Source organism: Winogradskyella vidalii, from assembly GCF_013403955.1.
Taxonomy (GTDB): Bacteria; Bacteroidota; Bacteroidia; order Flavobacteriales; family Flavobacteriaceae; genus Winogradskyella; species Winogradskyella vidalii.
In genome coordinates this window covers 429,477-451,005 of record NZ_JABFDG010000002.1, presented here as the reverse complement: position 1 = coordinate 451,005, position 21,529 = coordinate 429,477, and the positions used below count along the sequence as shown (strand labels likewise).

Annotated in this window: 15 protein-coding genes; 8 read left to right on the top strand and 7 right to left on the bottom strand. The window is 34.3% G+C overall.

Going from position 1 to position 21,529, the window contains the following annotated elements; genetic code table 11:
• Positions 1-73: 73 nt before the first annotated feature.
• The 5 genes from HM982_RS08720 to HM982_RS08700 all read right to left on the bottom strand — a co-directional run bounded on the left by HM982_RS08720 (position 74) and on the right by HM982_RS08700 (position 5,153).
• Entirely contained in the window at positions 74-751 is a 678-nt protein-coding gene (locus tag HM982_RS08720; protein WP_179352756.1) for a phosphoribosylanthranilate isomerase, read from the bottom strand.
• Positions 752-836: 85 nt separating this feature from the next.
• Entirely contained in the window at positions 837-1,625 is a 789-nt protein-coding gene (trpC, locus tag HM982_RS08715; RefSeq protein WP_179352755.1) for an indole-3-glycerol phosphate synthase TrpC, read from the bottom strand.
• 62 nt (positions 1,626-1,687) lie between these two features.
• Positions 1,688-2,680 (bottom strand): anthranilate phosphoribosyltransferase, encoded by a 993-nt coding sequence (gene trpD, locus HM982_RS08710; protein WP_179352754.1) that lies wholly within the window; start codon positions 2,678-2,680, stop codon positions 1,688-1,690.
• A 377-nt stretch (positions 2,681-3,057) separates the two neighbouring features.
• The gene (locus HM982_RS08705; protein WP_179352753.1) at positions 3,058-3,624 is read right to left on the bottom strand and encodes an anthranilate synthase component II; all 567 of its coding nucleotides are present in this window, start codon (positions 3,622-3,624) and stop codon (positions 3,058-3,060) included.
• A gap of 128 nt (positions 3,625-3,752) precedes the next feature.
• A complete protein-coding gene (locus tag HM982_RS08700) occupies positions 3,753-5,153 on the bottom strand; it encodes an anthranilate synthase component I family protein (RefSeq protein ID WP_179352752.1) in 1,401 nt (466 codons plus the stop codon).
• Between the two features lie 491 nt (positions 5,154-5,644).
• On the opposite strand from HM982_RS08700, the gene HM982_RS08695 reads away from it, so the two are divergent.
• The 3 genes from HM982_RS08695 to HM982_RS08685 all read left to right on the top strand — a co-directional run bounded on the left by HM982_RS08695 (position 5,645) and on the right by HM982_RS08685 (position 8,934).
• A complete protein-coding gene (locus HM982_RS08695; RefSeq protein WP_179352751.1) occupies positions 5,645-5,962 on the top strand; it encodes a rhodanese-like domain-containing protein in 318 nt (105 codons plus the stop codon).
• Between the two features lie 76 nt (positions 5,963-6,038).
• On the top strand, positions 6,039-6,401 hold the full coding sequence (locus tag HM982_RS08690; protein WP_246296662.1) for a rhodanese-like domain-containing protein: 363 nt from the start codon (positions 6,039-6,041) through the stop codon (positions 6,399-6,401).
• A 130-nt stretch (positions 6,402-6,531) separates the two neighbouring features.
• On the top strand, positions 6,532-8,934 hold the full coding sequence (locus tag HM982_RS08685) for a protein-disulfide reductase DsbD family protein (protein WP_179352749.1): 2,403 nt from the start codon (positions 6,532-6,534) through the stop codon (positions 8,932-8,934).
• Here HM982_RS08685 and HM982_RS08680 read toward each other — a convergent pair.
• Together HM982_RS08680 and HM982_RS08675 are read right to left on the bottom strand one after the other, a co-directional pair.
• Positions 8,931-10,274 carry a sensor histidine kinase gene (locus tag HM982_RS08680; RefSeq protein ID WP_179352748.1) on the bottom strand — a complete coding sequence of 448 codons (1,344 nt, stop codon included), beginning with the start codon at positions 10,272-10,274 and terminating at the stop codon, positions 8,931-8,933. The two genes, HM982_RS08685 and HM982_RS08680, sit on opposite strands and share 4 nt — an antisense overlap.
• Complete coding sequence (locus tag HM982_RS08675; protein WP_179352747.1) at positions 10,264-11,616, bottom strand: sigma-54-dependent transcriptional regulator; 1,353 nt, start codon at positions 11,614-11,616, stop codon at positions 10,264-10,266. Before HM982_RS08675 ends, HM982_RS08680 begins: the two co-directional genes overlap by 11 nt.
• A gap of 207 nt (positions 11,617-11,823) precedes the next feature.
• On the opposite strand from HM982_RS08675, the gene HM982_RS08670 reads away from it, so the two are divergent.
• From HM982_RS08670 to HM982_RS08650, 5 genes are all read left to right on the top strand, one after another.
• A complete protein-coding gene (locus HM982_RS08670) occupies positions 11,824-13,074 on the top strand; it encodes an efflux RND transporter periplasmic adaptor subunit (RefSeq protein WP_179352746.1) in 1,251 nt (416 codons plus the stop codon).
• A gap of 181 nt (positions 13,075-13,255) precedes the next feature.
• The gene (locus HM982_RS08665; protein WP_179352745.1) at positions 13,256-13,933 is read left to right on the top strand and encodes an ABC transporter ATP-binding protein; all 678 of its coding nucleotides are present in this window, start codon (positions 13,256-13,258) and stop codon (positions 13,931-13,933) included.
• Between the two features lie 181 nt (positions 13,934-14,114).
• Positions 14,115-16,502 carry an ABC transporter permease gene (locus tag HM982_RS08660; RefSeq protein ID WP_179352744.1) on the top strand — a complete coding sequence of 796 codons (2,388 nt, stop codon included), beginning with the start codon at positions 14,115-14,117 and terminating at the stop codon, positions 16,500-16,502.
• A 24-nt stretch (positions 16,503-16,526) separates the two neighbouring features.
• Positions 16,527-18,944: an FtsX-like permease family protein gene (locus HM982_RS08655; RefSeq protein WP_179352743.1), complete on the top strand. Its 2,418-nt coding sequence runs from the start codon at positions 16,527-16,529 to the stop codon at positions 18,942-18,944.
• A 57-nt stretch (positions 18,945-19,001) separates the two neighbouring features.
• Entirely contained in the window at positions 19,002-21,449 is a 2,448-nt protein-coding gene (locus tag HM982_RS08650) for an ABC transporter permease (protein ID WP_179352742.1), read from the top strand.
• Positions 21,450-21,529 lie beyond the last annotated feature (80 nt).

The window sequence follows — 21,529 nt, the reverse complement described above, 5'->3', positions numbered from 1 at the left end:
GAGTGATTTCGAGTTTTTTCGAAATTGTATCGAGAACATTTGAAATTACTTCTCGATACAATTTTTTCATCCTTCAAAAATCACTCGAAGTGACCTGTGTTTTAAATTTTTCTAATTCTTTTATGTTCTTCAATCCTGGTTCTATTTCAAACCTACTATTCACGTCAATTGCGTAGCAAAATTTTGAAGCAGAACTCTTTTGGAATTTATGTATGTTTTCAACTTCTCTTAATCCAATACCGCCACTTAAAAAATAAGGTTTGGTGGAAGAATAATCTTTTAAAAGAGCCCAATCAAAGGTGTAGCCATTTCCTCCCGGTAATTTTCCTTTGGTGTCAAATAGAAAATAGTCGCATACGGTTTCGTAAGGTTCTAAAACATCAAAGTTGAATTTGTCTTTAATACTGAAAACTTTGATGATTTCTAATGTATTGTTCTTTCTCTTCAATTGAGGTACCGAAACAAGTTTGTCATGAAAATATTTTCTGAGTTTATCACAATATTCAGGTGATTCTTTACCGTGTAATTGTACGGCTTGTAAATTGAATTCTTTTATTTTTTCAATAACAACATCTAATGCTTCATTCACAAAAACACCTGTCTTTTTTATGGACTTTGGTAAATTAGGAATATGACCATCAAAGTTGCGTTCTGATTTCTCGTAAAATATAAAGCCCAAATAGTCGGGTTGCAACTCGGCAACCGCTTCTAGGTTCTCTTTATATTTCATGCCGCAGATTTTTAGTTTCATATATTCCAGCGAAAGCGGGAATCTTATCTCGCTATCAACATTTAAAATTAATAATTTTCTCTTTCAATTTCAGACCTGCTAGGTGTTATAAACCTGCTAGGTCTTTTATAAATTTAGCAGCACTAACTCCAGGATTATCTGTCTTCATAAAGTTCTCTCCAATCAAAAAGCCTTTAAAGCCAAAAGGCTTTAGTTCTTTAATGGCTTCTATGGTACTAATTCCTGATTCGGATACTTTTACAAAATCGTCTGGTATTAATTCACTCAATTGCTTAGAGGTGTCTAAACTTACTTCGAAAGTTTTTAGATTTCTATTATTTACGCCAAGCATATCTAAGGTTGGCATAATAGATTTATGTAATTCCTCTTCGTTATGGACTTCTAATAAAACATCAAGGTTTAGGTGTTTTGCAAACTCTGAAAACTGCTTTATTTCGTCTTTGGTCAATATTGCGGCAATGAGTAAAATGACATCGGCACCGTAAGCTTTTGCTTCTAAAATCTGGTATTCATCGATTATAAACTCCTTCCTCAAAAGCGGTAAATTACAACTTGCTCGTGCCAATAGTAAATCGTCTAAGGAGCCACCAAAATATTTTGCGTCTGTTAGTACAGACATACCGCAAACACTAGCATTTTCATAACCTAATGCTACATCTTGAACATTTAAATTCTGATTAATTACAGATTTTGAAGGCGAACGCCTTTTGTGTTCGGCAATAATTCCAGATGTGCTGTTTCTTAAATTAGAAGCCAAAGAAATGGTTGTTTTTTCAAACAGTATGGATTGCTCTAGTTGAGACACTGGAATTAATGCTTTACGTAAATTAACTTCTTTACGTTTGTCGAATACGATTTTATCTAGGATATTCATTTGCTTTTCCACTATTGTGGGTGTTTATTTATTTTTTTCTCTCATCTCTCATCTCTCATCTCTCATCGACTCAATGCAATCAGTTTATCTAAGCTTTGTTTTCCTTTTCCGCTTAATAATGATGCTTTTGCCAACTCAAAACCTTCTTTATGTGAAACTTGTTTTGCTGTGGCAATGGCGAGTCCGGCATTGGCACAAACCACATTGTTCTGTGCCTCGCTACCTTGACCTTCTATAATCTTAACGAATAATTTTGCCGCTTGTTCTACCGTATTACCACCAAATATTTCAGATTGTTGAATCTGTTGAACCCCTAATTCGTTGGGTTCAAATAGGGTTTCAGCCGAATTGGAAATGACCTTGGTTTTTCCAGTTAATGAAATTTCATCATAACCATCTAAGGCATGTACAATCGCATAATTTTTATCAGACCCTTGGTATAAATAACCGTAAAGTCTTAATAGTTCGAGGTTAAAAACACCAACCATTTGATTTTTTGGGAATGCCGGATTTACCATTGGGCCGAGCATATTAAAAAATGTTTTTACACCTAAAGCTTTTCGAATTGGTGCTACGTTTTTCATTGCAGGATGAAATAATGGGGCGTGTAAGACACAAATACCTGCCTCGTCAATACTTCGTTTTAGGAAGTCAATGTCGTTTGTAAATTTAATTCCTAAACGTTCCATGACATTAGAAGAACCACAAGCCGAAGACACACCGTAATTTCCGTGTTTGGTTACATGAACTCCAGCACCTGCCGTTACAAATGAAGATAATGTTGAAATGTTAAAGGTGTCTTTGCCATCGCCTCCAGTACCACATAAATCGATGGTGTTGTAGTTGTCTAGATGAACAGGAATACAGAGTTCTAAAAGTGCATCTCTAAACCCTCGAAGCTCTTCGGTGGTGATACTTCGCATCATATAAACCGTGAGAAACGAAGCGATTTGACTTTGATTGTATTGGCCTTCGGATATATTAACCAAGACGTTTTTAGCTTCGTTACTAGAGATACTTTCTTGGTTGATAAGTCTATTTAATATTTGTTTCATATCAATGTTCCGTATAACGGAATATCTTTTTTATTTATATTTTTTCTTTGATAGTTTAATTGCATTGAAGCAAAACCCTTCGACTACGTTCAGGATAAACCAAGCCAAAAATCACAATCAAAATCAAGAAATAACTCACTAATTTTAATTGATTTTAGTTGAGTTCGATTATGTTGAAATTTTAGACATTAATTTTTACCGAATTTTTTTTCTTCCCAATTTATATTTTAATTTCTTCTAACTTCTAACTTCTAACTTCTAACTTCTAACTTCTAACTTCTAACTTCTAACTTCTAACTTCTAACTTCTAACTTCTAACTTCTAACTTCTAACTTCTAACTTCTAACTTCTAACTTCTAACTTCTAACTTCTAACTTCTAACTCTTCACCCAATTCTCCAAAATCTTTTTTCCATCTGGTGTTAACACGGATTCTGGATGATATTGAACACCTTTTACATCGTAAATCTTATGTCGTAATGACATAATTTGTCCGTTTTCGTCAAAAGATGTAGCTTCTAAACTATCTGGTAAATTGGTATTAACCACCCAAGAGTGGTAACGACCGACTTCAAATGTTTTATTTAAGCCCATGAACAACGGTTCATCGTCGACTGAAATAGTAACGTTAGTAGCGACTCCGTGGTATACATTATCGAGGTTTTTTAGTGTGCCTCCAAAAACTTCACCTATGGCTTGCTGGCCTAAACAAACCCCCAAAATACTTTTAGTTGCGGCGTAAGTGGCGATTATTTGTTTAAGTAAACCGGCCTCTTCAGGAATTCCTGGACCTGGTGATAACACAATTTTATCAAAAGCATCGACTTCTTCGACGGTTAATTTATCGTTTCGTTTTACAGTGACTTCACAGTCTAAATCCTCTAGATAATGGACGAGATTGTAGGTGAAGCTGTCGTAATTGTCTATGACTAATATTTTTTTCATCTTAAATGCCTGCGAAAGCAGGTATCTTTTAATTATACTTCTCTTTTATTCACTTTCAGAATTTCGTGTTTGAGGCTTCGCCTCGCATCTTCGTTCTTTCGTTCCTTATTTCTGAATTATTTCTAAACTCAAATCTCTTCAGCCTGTTCAATAGCTTTTGTTAACGCGCCAAGTTTATTATAAACTTCTTGCAGTTCACTTTCAGGATTTGATTTTGCGACTAATCCAGCACCGGCTTGCCAGAATAATTTATGATTCTGACTTAAGAAGGTTCTAATCATTATAGCATGGTTAAAATTACCATTAAAATCCATAAACCCGATAGCACCACCGTAATAGCCTCGGCTCGTTTTTTCGTATTTTTCTATTAATTGCATGGCTTTATGTTTGGGTGCGCCACTTAAAGTTCCGGCCGGAAACGTATCGGCAACCACTTGCATGGTGTCGGTGTTTTGGTGAATGGTGCCTGTAACTTTACTCACCAAATGGATAACGTGAGAAAAGAATTGAACCTCTCTATAGTTTTCAACGGTAACATTGCTGCCATGTCTGCTGAGGTCGTTTCGGGCTAAATCTACGAGCATAACATGTTCGCTATTTTCTTTTTTGTCTTTTATCAATTCTTCGGCGAGCTCTGCATCTTTTGAGTCGTTTCCGGTTCGTTTAAAGGTCCCTGCGATGGGATGAATTTCTGCTTTTCCTTCACTCACTACTAATTGTGCTTCGGGAGAACTTCCGAATATTTTAAAATTGCCATAATCGAAATAGAAGAGGTAAGGAGAAGGGTTAATGCTTCGTAATGCTCTGTACACATTAAATTCGTCGCCACTAAATTCTTGCGAAAATCGTTTAGATAGCACGAGTTGAAATACATCACCTCTACCACAATGCTTTTTGGCTAAGGCTACATTTTTTTTATAATCTTCATCTGTAAGATTCGAACCAATGGCGCCTTTGGTTTTAAAGTCGTAGGAGGCATATTGTCTGGTTTGGATAAGTTGAAGAATGTCTTCTATATTATTTTCCGTATCAAAACAATGTGCAAAAATATAGGCTTCGTTTTTAAAATGATTTATAGCAATGATGTTTTGGTATACGGCATAATAAATCTCTGGAATAACTACTGAATCATCTTTTTTAGAAATCTCAATATCTTCAAAATACTTTACTGCATCATAAGCGGTATACCCAAAAATACCATTGTTTATAAACTTAAAATCGTCGTTGGTATCAACTTTAAAGCGTTGGGTGAATTTGTGAATTTCTTCAACAACACTCACGGAATCTGTAGAGTTGCTTTTTGTGCTTCCATCGGGAAACGATTGCGAAATGGTATCGCCTTCCACTTTAATTGAAGCAATGGGATTACAGCAGATATAAGAAAAACTGTTATCGTTAGCGCGATAATCACTACTTTCTAGTAAAATACTATTGGGAAATTTATCTCTAATTTTAAGATAGATACTTACAGGTGTAATGGTGTCTGCGAGTATTTTTTTATAATGTGTATATAAACTAAATGTTTTCATTTTATGTCTAATTCTATTTGATATCTCTTTAAACAGAGAAGCGTTTTAATATCATAGCTTTTGAAGCCATGTTAAATAAAAAAAAGGCTTGTCGTGATTGACAAGCCTTTTTACTATATGATTTTACATAACAAGGATGGTTTCACGAACGTAAGTTTGAGAAATTCCACCACCAAGTATGATTTGTATTTGTTTTCATAAGAAGTTCAAATATAGAAATCAAATTTCAGATTTCAAACACTTTAAGAAAAAAATATTGAGTTATTAATTTTAATAAACTGCAGCCAACGCTTATTAACTTGACTTGTTAAAGGATTTCATTTTAATAGTAACATTTAATAGGATGTCATCATATCTTAGTTTTGCCTTAATATGTCGTGTAAAATGGAGTTGAATATGTTAAATATTGAATTAGATATGTAAGTGTTTTATTTTTTTTAGTCTATATTACTATGAAATATTAATTTTGTTTAAAATATAAAGAATATATAATGGCAGATTTATCACAACAAGAATGGACAAATCAACTGGAAGAAGATACTAATTCAGTGATTTTAGATGTTAGAACACAAGAGGAAGTAGATTCAGGAATGATTCCTAATGCTAAGCATATTGATATTTATAAAGGGCAAGGTTTTATTGACGAAGTTGAACAGCTAGATAAGACAAAAAACTATTATGTGTATTGTAGATCAGGTGCTAGAAGCGGACAAGCATGTAAAATACTAAGCCAATTAAATTTTAAAAACGCCTATAATTTATTAGGAGGTTTTATGGAATGGCAAGGCGAGGTCGTTTCTCAAGAATAATTTTATTAAGTAAGATCTTCCATTTGGTGGAATACTAAAGATGAAAAAAATAATTATTTTCTGTTGTTTCCTTATAATGTCTGGCGTTAGTTTAAGCTGTATCGATGATAAGTTTGAAAAAGATGAAATTAAACAAATAACAGCTGAGGAAATGCAATCTATTCTAGATTTAGAAGAGGTGCAGTTAATAGACGTGCGTACGCCTAAAGAGCATGAAGAAAATCATATACCTAATTCTCAGAATATAGATTTTAATTCGCCAACATTTGCAGACGATATTTCTAAATTAGATAAAAATAAACCTGTTATACTGTATTGTAAATCAGGGAGAAGAAGTGCGAAGTGTGCTAAAAAGATGAAAGATGCTGGCTTTGAAAAAATTTACGATCTAGAAGGCGGTATTTCTAAATGGAGGCACTCAGATAAACAAGATATCTAAGTAAATCGGTAAACATTATTTTTTTATTGCTTCATTTCTTTTTCTAAATTCTTAAGGTTTTTATAAATTAGGCGACTGTAATGTTATAACAGAAATTCATCTGTTACTTTTGCAAATTAACATGTCGTATATGAACTTTAAAAAAGTATTTCTGCTTTGCCTTTTGGCATTTTCTTTTTCAATTAATTTATCTTCACAAGTTTTTGATCCCGTAACATGGGAAACGAAAGTAAAAAAAGTTTCTAATACCGAATACGATTTAATTTCTACCGCAACAATTGATGACGGATGGCATTTATATTCTCAAAATGTGCCTGAAAATGGTCCGATTCCTACAGGATTTTCGTTTGCAAATAATAATAATTTTGAATTAGTAGGTGAAACTTCTGAAGCTGAAGGTGAGATTGTAGATGACCCTGTTTTTCAGATGAAAATTAAATTTTTTGATCACAAAGCAGAGTTTGTACAACGTATTAAAGTTCTAAATGAAGAGTTATCATTAGTTGAAGGCGAAGTAGAGTTTATGGTTTGTGACGACCAAAGATGTTTACCACCAACGTATATAGATCTTAAATTTAATTTAAAAGAAGCAAAAGAATCGGAATCTGAAACGACCTCTAACACATTAACTTTTGGTGGTGATGTAGAAAATAAAATTTTAGAACCTGTTAAATGGCATACTTCTGTTGAAAAAATAAATACTGAAGAATTTATATTAGTATCAATCGCTACTATAGATGACGATTGGAAGTTGTATGCTCAAAATATTGATGAAGGTGGACCAATTCCGACAAGTTTTGAGTACACATTGCCAGATGGTGTAACACTAGAAGGTCGTACTATTGAAGAAAAGGGTGAAGAAAGTTTAGATGTAGTCTTCGATATGGAGATTAAATACTTTAAAAACACTGCTGAATTTAGGCAGAAAATAAAAGTTTCAAATACAGAAACCACTACTGTTTCTGGAGAAGTTGGTTTTATGGCTTGTAATGACACACAATGCACAGCGCCAACCTATGTAGATCTCGACTATGATTTAACAAAAACTGTTGCGGCCACTTCAAATATTTCTGAAACTTCTGAGTCTAGTGATGACGAATCTAGCAAAGGTTTGTGGTCAATTTTTATTATTGCTTTCTTTTCAGGATTTGTAGCGCTGTTAACTCCTTGTGTATTTCCTATGATACCGATGACGGTGAGCTTCTTTATAAAACAGAGTCAATCCAAAGCAAAAGGTATTCGTAATGCCATAATTTATGGTCTGTCAATTATAGTTATTTATGTATTATTAGGAACCATAATTACCGCTATTTTTGGAGCAGATGCATTAAACGCATTAGCAACAAACGTTTGGTTTAATGTTATTTTCTTTTTGCTTTTGGTCGTTTTTGCGATATCTTTTTTAGGTGCTTTTGAAATTGTACTCCCTAATTCTTGGGCCAATAAAGCCGATAGACAAGCTGATAGAGGCGGTTTAGTTGGAATATTCTTTATGGCCTTAGCTTTAGCTATTGTATCATTTTCTTGTACAGGTCCAATTGTCGGTACTATTTTAGTGGAAGCCGCTTCAAAAGGAGGCGTTGCTCCTGTAATCGGAATGTTAGGATTTTCTACAGCAATCGCTTTACCGTTTGCATTGTTTGCAGCATTTCCAGGTTGGTTAAATACCTTACCAAAATCAGGTGGTTGGTTAAATACAGTAAAAGTTGTTTTAGGATTTCTAGAGCTGGCCTTAGCATTTAAATTTTTATCGCAGGCCGATTTAGTATTACAATTACACTTCTTAGAACGTGAAGTATTCATCGCCATTTGGATTGCCATTTTTGGAACACTTTCATTGTACCTTTTTGGGAAAATTCAATTGCCACACGATTCGCCTTTAAAGCATATTTCCGTAGGACGATTACTTTTAGGTTTACTTACCTTAACCTTTACCGTTTATATGATTCCAGGACTTTGGGGAGCGCCTTTAAAAATTATTAGTGCCTTTCCGCCACCATTGGATTATTCGGAGTCACCTTATGGTGTTGGTAATACTAGAGGTGGAGGTTCTGCAAGTACTACAGATATTCCTGAAGGCGCGCATTTGCTAGCGCCACACGATATTTTAGCTTTTAACGATTACGAAACAGGATTGGCTTATGCTAAAAAAGTAGGCAAACCTGTGATGCTTGATTTTACGGGTTGGGCTTGTGTGAATTGCCGAAAAATGGAACAAAACGTTTGGGTAGATCCGAGTGTATTATCTAAACTAAAAAACGATATTGTACTTATCTCATTATATGTTGATGAGCAAATTGATTTTCCTGAAGGTGAAGCGCCAGATTCTCAATTACGACCAGGTAAAAAGTTAAGAAATGTAGGTCAGAAATGGAGTGAATTTCAAACGGTACGTTATAAGACCAATACACAACCCTACTATGTGTTAATGGATCATAATGAAGACAACCTTAATGAGCCCGTTGCTTATACACCAGATATTGAGGAATACGATGCTTGGTTAAAAGAGGGTATTGGGAATTTTAAGAATTAAAACACCAAACTAAAAACAGACCCTTCGCCTTCTACACTTTTAACGAGGATGCGACCTTTATGAAGTAGCATAATTTGCTTACAGAGGCTTAGTCCGATGCCACTTCCTGTAGCTTTACTCGTAAAGAAAGGGACAAAGATGTTCTCTAAAATGTCTTGAGGAATACCAGAGCCATTGTCATAAACTTTTATAACGATATCTCTATTTGGGTTTTGAGCCGCTTGAACTTTAATTTTGGCGTCATCTTTATGTTTGCAAGCATCAACCGCATTTAAAATAAGATTGATAAGCACTTGTTCAATAAGATGTGTATCAATGTCTAACTCTAATTTTGGAGTTGAAATATGGAAGGCGATGTCCATATTTTTAGCTTTTATTGAAGGCTCCATCAAATGCTGAATATTTGTAAACATCTCTTCAATCTTAACACGTTGTAAGTTAAGGTGTGTCACTTTATTCAAGCTTCTATAGGTTTTTGCAAATTTTAAAAGCCCTTCACTTCTGTTTTTAATGGTTTTTACGCCAGCATTTAAGTCTTCTAACTCTAAACGTGTTTCTTCAGGGTGTTTAATAGCGAGTTGTAAATTTTGTTGAAGTGTATCGGCTAAAGAAGAAATTGGAGCAATGGAATTCATGATTTCGTGCGTCATTACGCTTAATAATTTCTTCCATGATTCCGATTCATTTTTATTTAAAGTGTCATCGATATTCTGAATTACAATTAATTTGAAAGCATCATCCTTAACTTGAAATACGGTATCTGAAATTAAAATTTTTATACTTTCATTTTGAAGCGCAATGGAAATAGAATCAGGTTCACGATGATAGGTTTCAAAAACGGTATTGAAGAGTTCTGGTTTTCTGTTTTCAACAAAGCGTATGTTTTTAAAAGACGGTACATCTAGAATATCTCCGAAAGGTTCATTACTCCAGAGTACGTCACCAGATTCTAGGTTATAAGCAATAATTCCAATATCTACCATTTCTAAAATCTTTTGAAGGTAGACGTATTGCGCTTCGTTTTGTGAGTTGATTTCTTTTATAGTGCGATTAATCTCGTTAAAACCAGTATATAAAAATCGAATGTCCTTTGGTCCTCTGTCTTCCGGAAACCATCTTGAAAAATCACGGTATTTAACCGCTTCAAAAAAATCGTCTATAGCCACAAAACGGCGTTTTACAAAGGTATAGGTGTTTACGAGTAAATAGAGTAGCGCGATGCTAATAATAACAATATAAGTGGATTGATCGTTGTAAATGAAATAGACTAATGCAAGTATAGCACCTACTAAAAGGAGCACTCTAAAAAAGAGCCAAAGAATGTAACTTCTATAGTTCATACTTTTCTAGTCTTCGGTATAAAGCTGCTCTGGTAATCCCTAAATCTTTAGCCGATTTAGACACATTGCCTTTGTTTTTTTCAAGAACTTTTAAAATGGCATTTTTTTCTATAGCGTCTAAGTTTAAACTTTGAGTTTCAATATTTGTAGCTGTCGATGAACGTTCTATAGATGAAAATACTAAATCTTCTGGTTTTAAAACTGAACCATCAGTCATAATAATTGCGCGTTCTAAAACGTATTGAAGCTCTCTTACATTACCAGGAAAGTCGTGTTTTTTGAGCTTCGAAATAAATCCGGAATCAAAAGAAAAGGGGTTTTTATTATATTTTTCAGCATATAAAGTCACAAAATGGTGTGCTAACGCTGTAATGTCAGTACCACGATCTCTTAATGGAGGCACAACAATATCAACCGTATTAATTCTGTAGATTAAATCTTTCCTGAACCGCTTTTCATCTGCTAAAACTTGAGGATTAATATTAGTAGCGCAAATTAATCGAATATCAATAGGGATTGGTTCATTTGAGCCCAAAGGAGTCACTTGTCTGTTTTGTAAGACGGTGAGTAATCGGGCTTGCTGACTCAAACTAATATTTCCTATTTCATCTAAAAATAGTGTGCCACCATGGGAGGCTTCAAAACGGCCTTTTCTATCTTCTTTAGCATCGGTGAAAGCCCCTTTTTTATAACCGAATAATTCACTTTCAAATAAGGATTCGGTTAAGGCACCAACATCGACTTTTACAAAAGGGTGGTGTCTTCTATTAGAGTTATCATGAAGCGCACGAGCAATTAAATCTTTACCAGTACCATTTTCACCAAGGATTAAAACATTAGCATCTGTTGGAGCCACTTTTTTAAGTTTCATAAAAACATCAGTCATCACATCGCTATCACCAATAATGTCAACTGAATTATTTTGAAGTTGGTTCTTTGTACTGTTTTGAGAGGTCTTCTGACCAAGAATCGTAGTCATGGTTTCTACGATTTTTTCGTTCTTCCAAGGTTTCATTAAAAAGTCGGAAGCTCCTTCTTTTAATCCGCGTATCGCCAAATCAATATCAGCATAAGCGGTCATCAAAATAACAGAGGTTTCAGGTTTTTGTTGTCGAATTTTATTTAGCCAAAAAATACCTTCATTACCAGTATTCACTAAACCATTAAAATTCATGTCTAGAACAATAATGTCGTAAGCAGTCTTCTCAATTTGAGATAGAATATTACTCGGATTCTTTTCAGTAACCACTTCTTTAACCAGTGGTTTTAATAGCAAGCGCAATGCTGTTAATACATCAACATCATCGTCTATAACTAATATTGTAGCGTTTTTAAGTACCATCCATACAATATTACGATATTAAATTCAGCTTATAAAAATTCAAAAAGTAAAATTTTAGTAGTGTTTAAAAGTGTGCATTTCCGAACATAAAGTGTATCAAAATCGGACACTTTTAGTTTTGATAAAAATAATAATGTGTTGAAAATCAATATTTTGTGTTTTCGGCATCATCTTCACTATATAAAAAGTATAAATAATAGATATATAATGGACGTTCCAATTCAAAAGAAGAAATTTTCAACTCAAAAAATAGGATTAGCTATAGGGATTATTGCAATAATAGCTTTAATCATATATGTTATTTTTCAAACCTCAGGTGGTTCTAAATTGAATGTGGATAAAGAGCGTATTTCAATTAGTACAGTAAGTGAAAATGTATTTCAAGAAAACATTCCGGTTAACGGCATTGTGCTTCCAATCACTACAATTTATTTAGATGCTTTGGAAGGTGGGCGAGTAGAAGAGAAGTTTGTTGAAGATGGTGCTATGTTGAAAAAAGGAGAGCCAATTTTAAGATTATCTAATACCGATTTGGAATTGAGTCTCATTAACCAGGAAACGTCGGTGTATAATTTATTAACCCAAATGCAGATTTCTCAAAATGCAGCGCGCCAAAATACTATTAACAGACAAAATCAATTTACCGATGTTGAAAATAATCTGATTGAAGCAGAACGTGTTTACAATTTAAACAAACGTTTATATGAAAAAGGAGCGATTGGAAGAATGGATTATGAATCGTCTGAAAATAATTACGAATACCAAAAAGAACGGATGAAGCTGGCCAAACAAGTATTGTCTGAAGATACCATTTCTTCCAAATTAGAAGTGAGCCAAGCTAAAAACTCATATGCCAGAACGCAAAGTGCATTAGAGTTGATGCGAAAAAAAGTAGGCGATTTAGTGGTGAGAGCACCAATTGATGGTCAGTTAACGTCACTAGATGCTGAAATCGGGCAGTCTATTAATAAAGGCACACGATTAGGTCAAGTAGATGTGATCACTGGCTATAAAGTAAGAGTGGGTATTGATGAGCACTATATTTCAAGAATCTATAATGGTCAAACTGGAACCTTTGTGTTGAATAATAAAACCTACACTTTAGAAATTAAAAAGGTATTTACACAAGTTACCAATGGCCGTTTTCAAGTGGATATGAAATTTCAGGGTGATGTGCCTGAAGGTATTAGAAGAGGTCAAAATCTTCAAATTAGAGTGGCCTTAAGCGCAGAAAAAGAAGCGTTGTTAGTAGCGAAAGGTGGCTTCTTTCAAAAAACAGGTGGTAATTGGATGTTTAAAGTCAGTGAAGATGGAAATACCGCGTACAAAGTCAATATAAGATTAGGAAGCCAGAATACAGAATATTATGAGGTGCTTGATGGTTTAAATCCTGGAGATAAAGTAGTCACCTCGAGTTATGATGCTTTTGGAGATACGGAAGAGTTGATTTTGAAATAGCAGATAAAAGAAAGTATAAAATTTACATAAAAAAAATATCACATTATTACGCTGATGATCCTTATGTGGATTGTCCCCTTGAGGGGACTTTAGGGGTGTTTTTTGAGATAAAGTAGAATGCCTAAAATAATTTAAAACAAAACAGATTCCTGCCTTCGCAGGAATAGTAAAAACGAATAGAATGATACAAATCAAAGACCTAGAAAAATTCTATAAAACCGAAGAAGTACAAACCATAGCCTTAAACAAATTATCATTTGATGTGAAAGAAGGTGAGTTTGTGGCGATCATGGGACCTTCGGGATGTGGGAAATCGACCTTATTAAATATTTTGGGATTACTAGACGATCCGGATGGAGGAAGTTTCATGTTCAACGGAACAGAAGTCGCTGGTTATAATGAGCGCAAGCGTTCGGAATTACGTAAACATAATATTGGTTTTGTATTTCAGAGTTTTAATCTTATAGATGAGCTTACCGTCTTTGAAAATGTAGAATTACCCTTAATCTACACAGGTGTTAAACCGGCAGAACGTAAACAGCAAGTCGAAGCGGTTTTAGAGAAAATGCAAATTATGCACCGAAGAAATCACTTTCCACAACAGTTATCTGGTGGTCAGCAACAACGTGTGGCTGTGGCAAGAGCCGTTGTAAACAAACCTAAATTAATTCTTGCCGATGAGCCCACAGGAAATTTAGATAGTACTAATGGTAATGAGGTAATGGATTTATTAATAGATCTTAATGAAGCAGGAACAACCATTATCATGGTAACACACAGTGAACACGATGCAAAATACAGTCACAGAATTATAAGAATGTTAGACGGACAAAAAGTAACAGAAAATATATTGGCATAGAAAGAATAGACCTGTCAGGTTTTTAAAACCTGACAGGTCTTAGAAATAATCATCAATCAATCAGGCCGAAAACACTTCAGTAAATCATAAAACAACCAACGAGTGCTGAATTTAATTCAGTATCTGTACTGAAGTGTCGAAGCCAAATCAATCAAAAAACGAACAATAATTCTTATTAACCATGATCAAAAATTATTTCAAAATAGCATGGAGAAGTTTAAAGACAAATCGACTGTTTTCGGTAATAAATATTTTTGGGCTATCAATAGGTTTAGCAACAACATTATTGCTTTTTTTATTCATTTTACATGAACGCAGTTTCGATACAATGTATGGACATAAAGACAAGATTTTTAGAGTGCTTTTACATACTACGGAAGAAGGTATTGAAACTTGGGGACAAGTGCCATCAGCTTTGGGACCGGAACTTACAGAGCATATTCCAAATGCTGTAAAATCTGGAAGAATATTGCAAAATGGTTATGGTGGAAATGCATTTATTAAGGTTAGAGATAAGGTGCTGACTGAAAGACTATTATTTTGGGTAGATCCATCGATTCTTGAGATGTTCGATGTGAAAATGCTTAGTGGTATAGGCGCAGAAGCGCTAAATAAACCGAATAATATATTACTCTCAGAAAGTACTGCAAAGCGTTATTTTGGATCAGAAAATCCACTGGGAAAAACGCTATCTGTAGATAACAGGAATACCTTTGAGGTTAAAGGGGTATTTGAAGATTTTCCAGATAATAGTTCATTAAATTTTAATGCTGTTGTGCCGTTTATGATGCGCCAAGAAGCTAAACATCCAAGTTGGGGAAATGCAAGTTTTGAGACGTTTGTAATGCTTAATTCAGACAAACCTAACCTTGGTGCTATTGAAAACAAACTTCAAAGTATAATTGATGCCAATATGGATAAAGAGCAGCAATGGTACACGTTTTCGCTTCAACCTTTAAAGGAGATTCATTTAAATTCTTCTGCCTATTCCGATAGTTATTTGGAGAACTATGGAGATATAAGACAAATAAAAAATCTTACCGCATTAGCTATCATTATCTTGATTATTGCCTGCATAAATTATATGAATTTAATTACGGCACGTTCTCAAAAAAAAGCAAAAGATGTTGGTGTAAATAAAACTTTAGGGGCTTCTTCAAAACAATTGATTTTAAGGTTTTATGTTGAAACGGGACTTATAACTGCAATTGCCATGTTGTTGGGAGGGTTCTTTTCCATATTAATCTTACCATCATTTAATAAAATTGTGAATCGCACATTAGAGGTATCTTCTCTTTTTTCACTTGAAATTCTTTCTTTTTTAGTCCTTACTTGGTTAGTAACAACACTCATTTCAGGTTCTTATCCTGCTTTATATCTATCTCGTTTTTCGCCAAAAGAAGCTTTAAAACCTTCTAGTAACAAAGGGATAATGACTAGTTTTATTAGAAAAGGATTAGTAGTGGTGCAATTTTCGGCATCGGTAGTTCTTATTGTAGCAGTTCTTGTTGTTCGTCAGCAATTAGAATATATTCAAAATAAGAACTTAGGTTTTAATCCAGAAAATGTCATTGCTATATCTACAACAGCAATTCCAGATTTTGCAACCAATGAGGCTTTGGTAAATGCTTTTGAAAGACGACCAAATGTGTCTCTAGTAGCAATGGCACAAGGTTTTCCAACCGCTAGTGTGAGTTTAAACAGCATTTATAAGCCTAATAGTGATGTTGGCATGAGTGTCAACACCAATTTAGCACAGCACAATATTGTGGATATTTTACAATTAAAATTATTGGCAGGTCAGCGATTACCAGAGCTTAAACAAAATGGTGATTCGTTAGTTGAGGTTTTAATTAATAAAACAGCATTAGATTTTTTAGGCTATACACCAGAAGAAGCGATAGGTAAAAAAGTGGATGCTCAACTTGGTAATAACAGTTATATCTGTGGAGTTGTAGATGATTTTAATTTTACCTCACTGCATAAACCTATTGGAGCTTATGTTTTTCATAATACAGCCAGAAAAGGAAATTATAATTATTTGTTAGTCCGGTTTAAAAATGGAGTATTAATGGAAACCGTTTCAGAATTTGAAAATACATTTAAAGACATTGCTCCAAATTCTGCTTTTGAATACTCTTTTATCGATAAAAATTTAGAATTCTTTTACCAAAAAGAAAAACAGATGGCCAACGTAAGTCTATTGTTTTCAGTTTTGGCAGTAATAGTAGCTTGCTTAGGCTTATTCGCTTTGGCTGCATTTATGGCAGAGCAACGTCAAAAAGAAATAGGAGTGCGTAAAGTGTTCGGTGCAAGTGTTCCAAAAATAGTTCAATTGTTGTCTTTGGATTTTATGAAACTGATTTTAATTTCATTTGTTATCAGTTTTCCATTGGCATTTTATATTATGAATAATTGGTTGCAAGATTTTGCGTACCATATTAATATCCGTTGGAGTGTATTTGCAATTGCTAGTACCTTATCATTAATCATAACCTTTTTTACGGTGGGTTATCAAGCAATAAAAGCTGCAGTTGCCAACCCAATTAAAAGTTTAAGAACGGAGTAGTCATCAATCAAAATCAAAGAAATCATGTTTAAAAATTATATAAAAATAGCATTCAGAAACCTTTGGAAGAATAGAACGTTTACAGCGCTTAATGTGGTTGGACTTACGGCAGCGTTTGGTGTAGCCATATTGTTGGCGATGTATGCTGTTTTTCAATTGTCTTTTGATCGCTTTCATGAGCATGGAGATGAAATCTATCAAGTGTATACAGAAGATAGTGGGTTAAATGGCATTGAAGCTAACATCTCAAAATCCGAACCTTTTGCTGCCGCTTTGAAAGATGAGGTTGCGGGAGTTGAGAAAATTACACGTTATAATGGTTCTGGAGTCTTATTAACTTATCAAGATAAGCAACTCGGTATGGGTACTGCTTATGTAGATCCCGATTTTTTTGAGATGTTCAGCTTTCCTATTGTAAAAGGAGATACCAAAAACCCAATAATGTCAGAGTCTTCTGTGGTAATGACTGAGCTAGCAGCGAAACGTATATTTGGAGATGAAGAGCCCATCGGGCAAACGGTTAGCATTCTAAGAGATGAACAACAAGTCCCGTTTACGGTTACAGCAATTGTGGAAGATTTTCCGAATACCAGTTCTATGGGATTTGATATCGTTCTGAATTTTAAAAGCCAGAATGAACATGCCTATGCCAGAACTATCGGTCGTTGGGACATGGAGAACCATGAAGTATATATGCAACTTGCAGAAAGTGTACAACCTAAGCAATTTGAAAAAAGTACCACAGATTTTACTCAATTACATTACAAAAACGAGATTGATAATGCTAAACGTGATGGGTTTCAACCAAATGCTGATGGACTTTATAGACAACTAAAACTATTGCCTTTGGCAGATGTTCGTTTTGCTAATTTTAATCAAGGTCCAGTAACGGTAAGTCGTACCATGCCTTATTTGGTTTTAGGGATTTCAATTTTAATTCTGTTTATCGCTTGTGTGAATTTTATAAACATGAGTATTGCCAAAAGTGCGCAACGTTTGCGTGAGATTGGTATGCGAAAAACGCTTGGGGCAAACAAAAAACAGCTATTCTTTCAGTTTTGGGGTGAAAGCATTTTAGTGTTTTTGATTTCCATAGGACTAGGAATTTTATTAGCCGTGGTTTTACTACCATACTTTCAAACCTTATTTAAAACCCAAGCGTCATTGGCAACCTTACTAAACCCATCATTGTTATTGGTGCTTATTTTAAGTGTTTTGCTGATCACATTAATTGCAGGAGGTTATCCTGCGTTATTAATGAGTCGTCTTGGAACCTTACAAAGTTTAAAAGGGAAGCTCGACGTCAATGGTAAAAACCATTTGCGAAATAGTTTAATGGTCTTACAATTTGGAATTGCTATTTTACTGATTAGTGGTACGCTTGTACTTTGGGATCAGGTGGAATTTATGAGGACTAAAGATTTAGGTTTCAATAAAGATCAGGTGATTGCTTTTCCATTGAATGGCCAACTTAACGATCAACAAGCTATAGAATTACTTCGAAATACGCTTCAAGATAAACCTAATATTGTAAGTGTTACAGCATCCAATAATATTTTAGGTTTAGGAAAAGATGGCTCGCGTTCTACAAGTGTCTTGGGTTTTGAACATCAAGGTCGCGGTGTAGAAACACACATGGTGGTGGTTGATGCCGATTATATTGAAACCTTAGACTTGAATATTATTGAAGGTCGTTCATTTCGAAAAAATTTAGCCAGTGATAGTCTTTCAGTTATTATCAATGAAGCTATGGCTAAACAGATGAATGAAGATGATATTTTAGCTTCTCAGATAGATTTAGATGATGCAGTATATTCTGTTGTAGGTGTTATTAAAGATTTCAATTTTCAAGAACTTGACCAGAATATTGCACCAATGACTTTATTTGCGCTTCCTAACTGGAATTTGCGCAATGCATACGTTAAGGTGTCATCACAAAATTTAGAGCAAGCCTACACCGATGTAAAAGCAGCTTGGAATTCTATTGAACCTAATGCCGAATTTCAAGGGTCTTTTTTAAATGAAAATATTGATAGAACCTTACGACATGAGCGTACTATGATTACCATGATTGGTAGTGGTTCTATTTTAGCTATTATCTTAAGTTGTATCGGTTTGTTTGCCATGTCATTACTCATTGTAGCACAGCGTAAAAAGGAAATAGGAGTTCGTAAAATAGTCGGTGCGAGTGTCTCGGCTATTACAATATTACTGACTAAAGACTTTTTAAAATTAGTCGTTATCGCTTTTTTAATCGCGTCGCCAATAGCATGGTGGGCCATGAGTAAATGGCTGCAGAATTACGCGTATCGTATAGAACTTAATATTTGGATTTTCCTTGCAGCTGGAGGAATTGCAGTATTAATAGCAATGCTAACCATAGCAGTGAAAACAATAAAAGCAGCAACCTCTAATCCTGTAGAATCTTTAAGAACGGAATAATCATCATAACCTGCAAGTGTTTAAAATCTTGTGGGTTTTGCTATAAAACAATACATCATGATTAAAAATTATTTCAAAATAGCATGGAGGAACCTCATGAAGCATAAGGTGTTTTCTCTGATTAATATTATTGGATTAACTATTGGTTTAAGTGCCTCTTTTGTGATTGGTTTAATGATTTATTACGATGCTACCTTTGATACATTTCATAAAGATAAGGATCGTATTTATAGAGTCGTTACAGATTTAACGAGTCCTGAAGCTAATTTTTCAATTCCAGGAGTCACTTTAGCATTGGAGGATGCTATTTCCGAGAATTCAAATTTTGAAACCGTTAGTGGGTTTTATATTGAACGGCCTTCAAAAGTTGAAAATAGAGTATTAAATTCCGAATTTAAATGGCCCAACTTCGTCATTTTTGCAGATGCTAATTATTTTAAGATTTTCAATTATAAATTTTTAGCTGGTAATACATCTGAAATTTTAGCAAGTCCAAATAATGTTATTCTTACCGAAAATCGAGCAGCTGATTATTTTCCAAATACAAAACCTTCAGATATTATTGGAAAAACCTTGGTTTACAATGATTCACTTCATATAACAGTTACAGGAATTGTTGAGAATTTTAAAGAACGAACAGATTTTGTGTTTGAAGAATTTATCTCGCATTCAACAATTTTGCAAACACGATTGCGAGACGATTTCCTTAATAAAAATTGGAACAATACCAACGATGCGTCTCAGCTATTTGTAAAGGTGACGTCAAATGCCGATTTATCAGCAATACAAAATCGTTTGGATAATTTAGCAAAGGAGCACCAAGATGAAGAATCTAAAAAATATGGTGATGAACAACAATTTACGTTGCAACCATTAGGAGATATTCACTTCAACGAAAAGTATGGTATTTACGATTGGTCAAAAGGTCAGGCTAGTAAATCGCTGCTTACAAATCTCGCTTTGGTGGCTATATTTCTATTGGTGTTAGGTTGTATCAACTTTATAAACCTAAATACAGCACAAGCTTCTCAGCGTGCCAAAGAAATAGGAATCCGTAAAACATTAGGAAGCTCTAGAAAACAGCTCATAGGTCAATTTATGGGTGAAACATTTTTATTGGTTTTGGTGTCTGCAGTATTATCGCTATTACTTTCTAGATGGTTGATTAATGTATTTTCCGATTTTGTGCCAGAAGGTTTAAGTTATGAACTGATGAAATCACCTTTAATTATTCTTGGTATTGCTATTCTATTACTATTAGTAACATTTTTATCTGGTTTTTATCCAGCATTAGTACTTTCAAAATTTAACACGGTTGCCGTTTTAAAAAATCATTTAGCTGTCGGAAATAAAAAAGTGAAGCTCAGAAAATTCTTAACGGTTTTTCAGTTTTCCATTGCTCAAGTATTTGTAATTGCTACGTTGTTGGTTGGTCAACAAATTAATTTTCTTTTAGAAACAGATATGGGTTTTAAAACGGATGCTATTGTGTCTGTTTATAGCCCTAGAGCGGAACGCGAAATCTCTAAAAAAGAGCTTTATGCCCTAAAATTAAGAGCTATTCCGGAAATTAAATCGATTAGTATTGGAGGCAATGCACCTGCATCTATTTCTACTAATAGTTCTTCAGTCACTTATAATAATGGTGACAATGAGGTTAATTTAGACTTACAATTTATTTTTGGTGACGTCAATTACGTTGAGGTATTTGAGTTAAATCTTATAGCAGGACGAACCATCCGAAATGATACCGTTAAAGAGTTGGTGATTAATGAGACGTGTAGAAAAAGACTTGGTTTCAAAAGTCCCGATGAAGCAATTGGTAAAACAGTTTTATTAGGTGATCAAAGTGTGCCTATAGTCGGAGTTATGGCAGATTTTTTCCAACGTTCTTTGCGAAGTGATATTAAACCCATGGCATATAGAGGAGATTGGTATCAACCAGATTGGAGTCAGTTTCAAGCCGTTCATATCGCATTTCAAAATGAATCATCAGCAGATTTTAAAGGAACACTTTCAAAAATTGAAAATGCTTATAAATCGGTTTATTCAGAAACAGACGATTATCGCGTAGAGTTTTTAGATGAAACCATCCAGAGGTTTTATAATCGGGAGCAAAAGATGTCAAAACTTTTAAATTGGGCAACAGGCTTATCAATTCTCATTAGCTGTTTAGGATTGCTCGGACTTGTGATTTATACCACCAACCGTCGTGTAAAAGAAATAGGTGTACGCAAAGTTTTAGGAGCGTCATTATTTCAAATTAATGCACTCTTATGTAAAGAGTTTTTAATCTTGGTAGCAATTGCTTTTATCATTGCGGCACCAATTGCATATTACGGCATTCATCATTGGTTACAAGATTTTGCCTATAAAACAAGTATAAGTTTCTGGGTGTTTTTAGTAAGTGGATTAGCTATGATTGTCTTTGCCTTATTAGTCATCAGTGTAAAGACGCTACAGGCGGCAAATGCCAATCCTGTGGATTCTTTACGCTCAGAATAAATTGTTCATTTACGAACAAGATGTGTATCAAAAACGAACACTATGGATTTTAAAATAAAAAGTAATTAATTGATTATTAG

Excerpts from the sequence above, each read along its gene's own strand:
- HM982_RS08720 (WP_179352756.1), bottom strand. The coding sequence starts at position 751 with ATGAAACTAAAAATCTGCGGCATGAAATATAAAGAGAACCTAGAAGCG.
- trpC (WP_179352755.1), bottom strand. The coding sequence starts at position 1,625 with ATGAATATCCTAGATAAAATCGTATTCGACAAACGTAAAGAAGTTAAT.
- trpD (WP_179352754.1), bottom strand. The coding sequence starts at position 2,680 with ATGAAACAAATATTAAATAGACTTATCAACCAAGAAAGTATCTCTAGT.
- HM982_RS08705 (WP_179352753.1), bottom strand. The coding sequence starts at position 3,624 with ATGAAAAAAATATTAGTCATAGACAATTACGACAGCTTCACCTACAAT.
- HM982_RS08700 (WP_179352752.1), bottom strand. The coding sequence starts at position 5,153 with ATGAAAACATTTAGTTTATATACACATTATAAAAAAATACTCGCAGAC.
- HM982_RS08695 (WP_179352751.1), top strand. The coding sequence starts at position 5,645 with ATGGCAGATTTATCACAACAAGAATGGACAAATCAACTGGAAGAAGAT.
- HM982_RS08690 (WP_246296662.1), top strand. The coding sequence starts at position 6,039 with ATGTCTGGCGTTAGTTTAAGCTGTATCGATGATAAGTTTGAAAAAGAT.
- HM982_RS08685 (WP_179352749.1), top strand. The coding sequence starts at position 6,532 with ATGAACTTTAAAAAAGTATTTCTGCTTTGCCTTTTGGCATTTTCTTTT.
- HM982_RS08680 (WP_179352748.1), bottom strand. The coding sequence starts at position 10,274 with ATGAACTATAGAAGTTACATTCTTTGGCTCTTTTTTAGAGTGCTCCTT.
- HM982_RS08675 (WP_179352747.1), bottom strand. The coding sequence starts at position 11,616 with ATGGTACTTAAAAACGCTACAATATTAGTTATAGACGATGATGTTGAT.
- HM982_RS08670 (WP_179352746.1), top strand. The coding sequence starts at position 11,824 with ATGGACGTTCCAATTCAAAAGAAGAAATTTTCAACTCAAAAAATAGGA.
- HM982_RS08665 (WP_179352745.1), top strand. The coding sequence starts at position 13,256 with ATGATACAAATCAAAGACCTAGAAAAATTCTATAAAACCGAAGAAGTA.
- HM982_RS08660 (WP_179352744.1), top strand. The coding sequence starts at position 14,115 with ATGATCAAAAATTATTTCAAAATAGCATGGAGAAGTTTAAAGACAAAT.
- HM982_RS08655 (WP_179352743.1), top strand. The coding sequence starts at position 16,527 with ATGTTTAAAAATTATATAAAAATAGCATTCAGAAACCTTTGGAAGAAT.
- HM982_RS08650 (WP_179352742.1), top strand. The coding sequence starts at position 19,002 with ATGATTAAAAATTATTTCAAAATAGCATGGAGGAACCTCATGAAGCAT.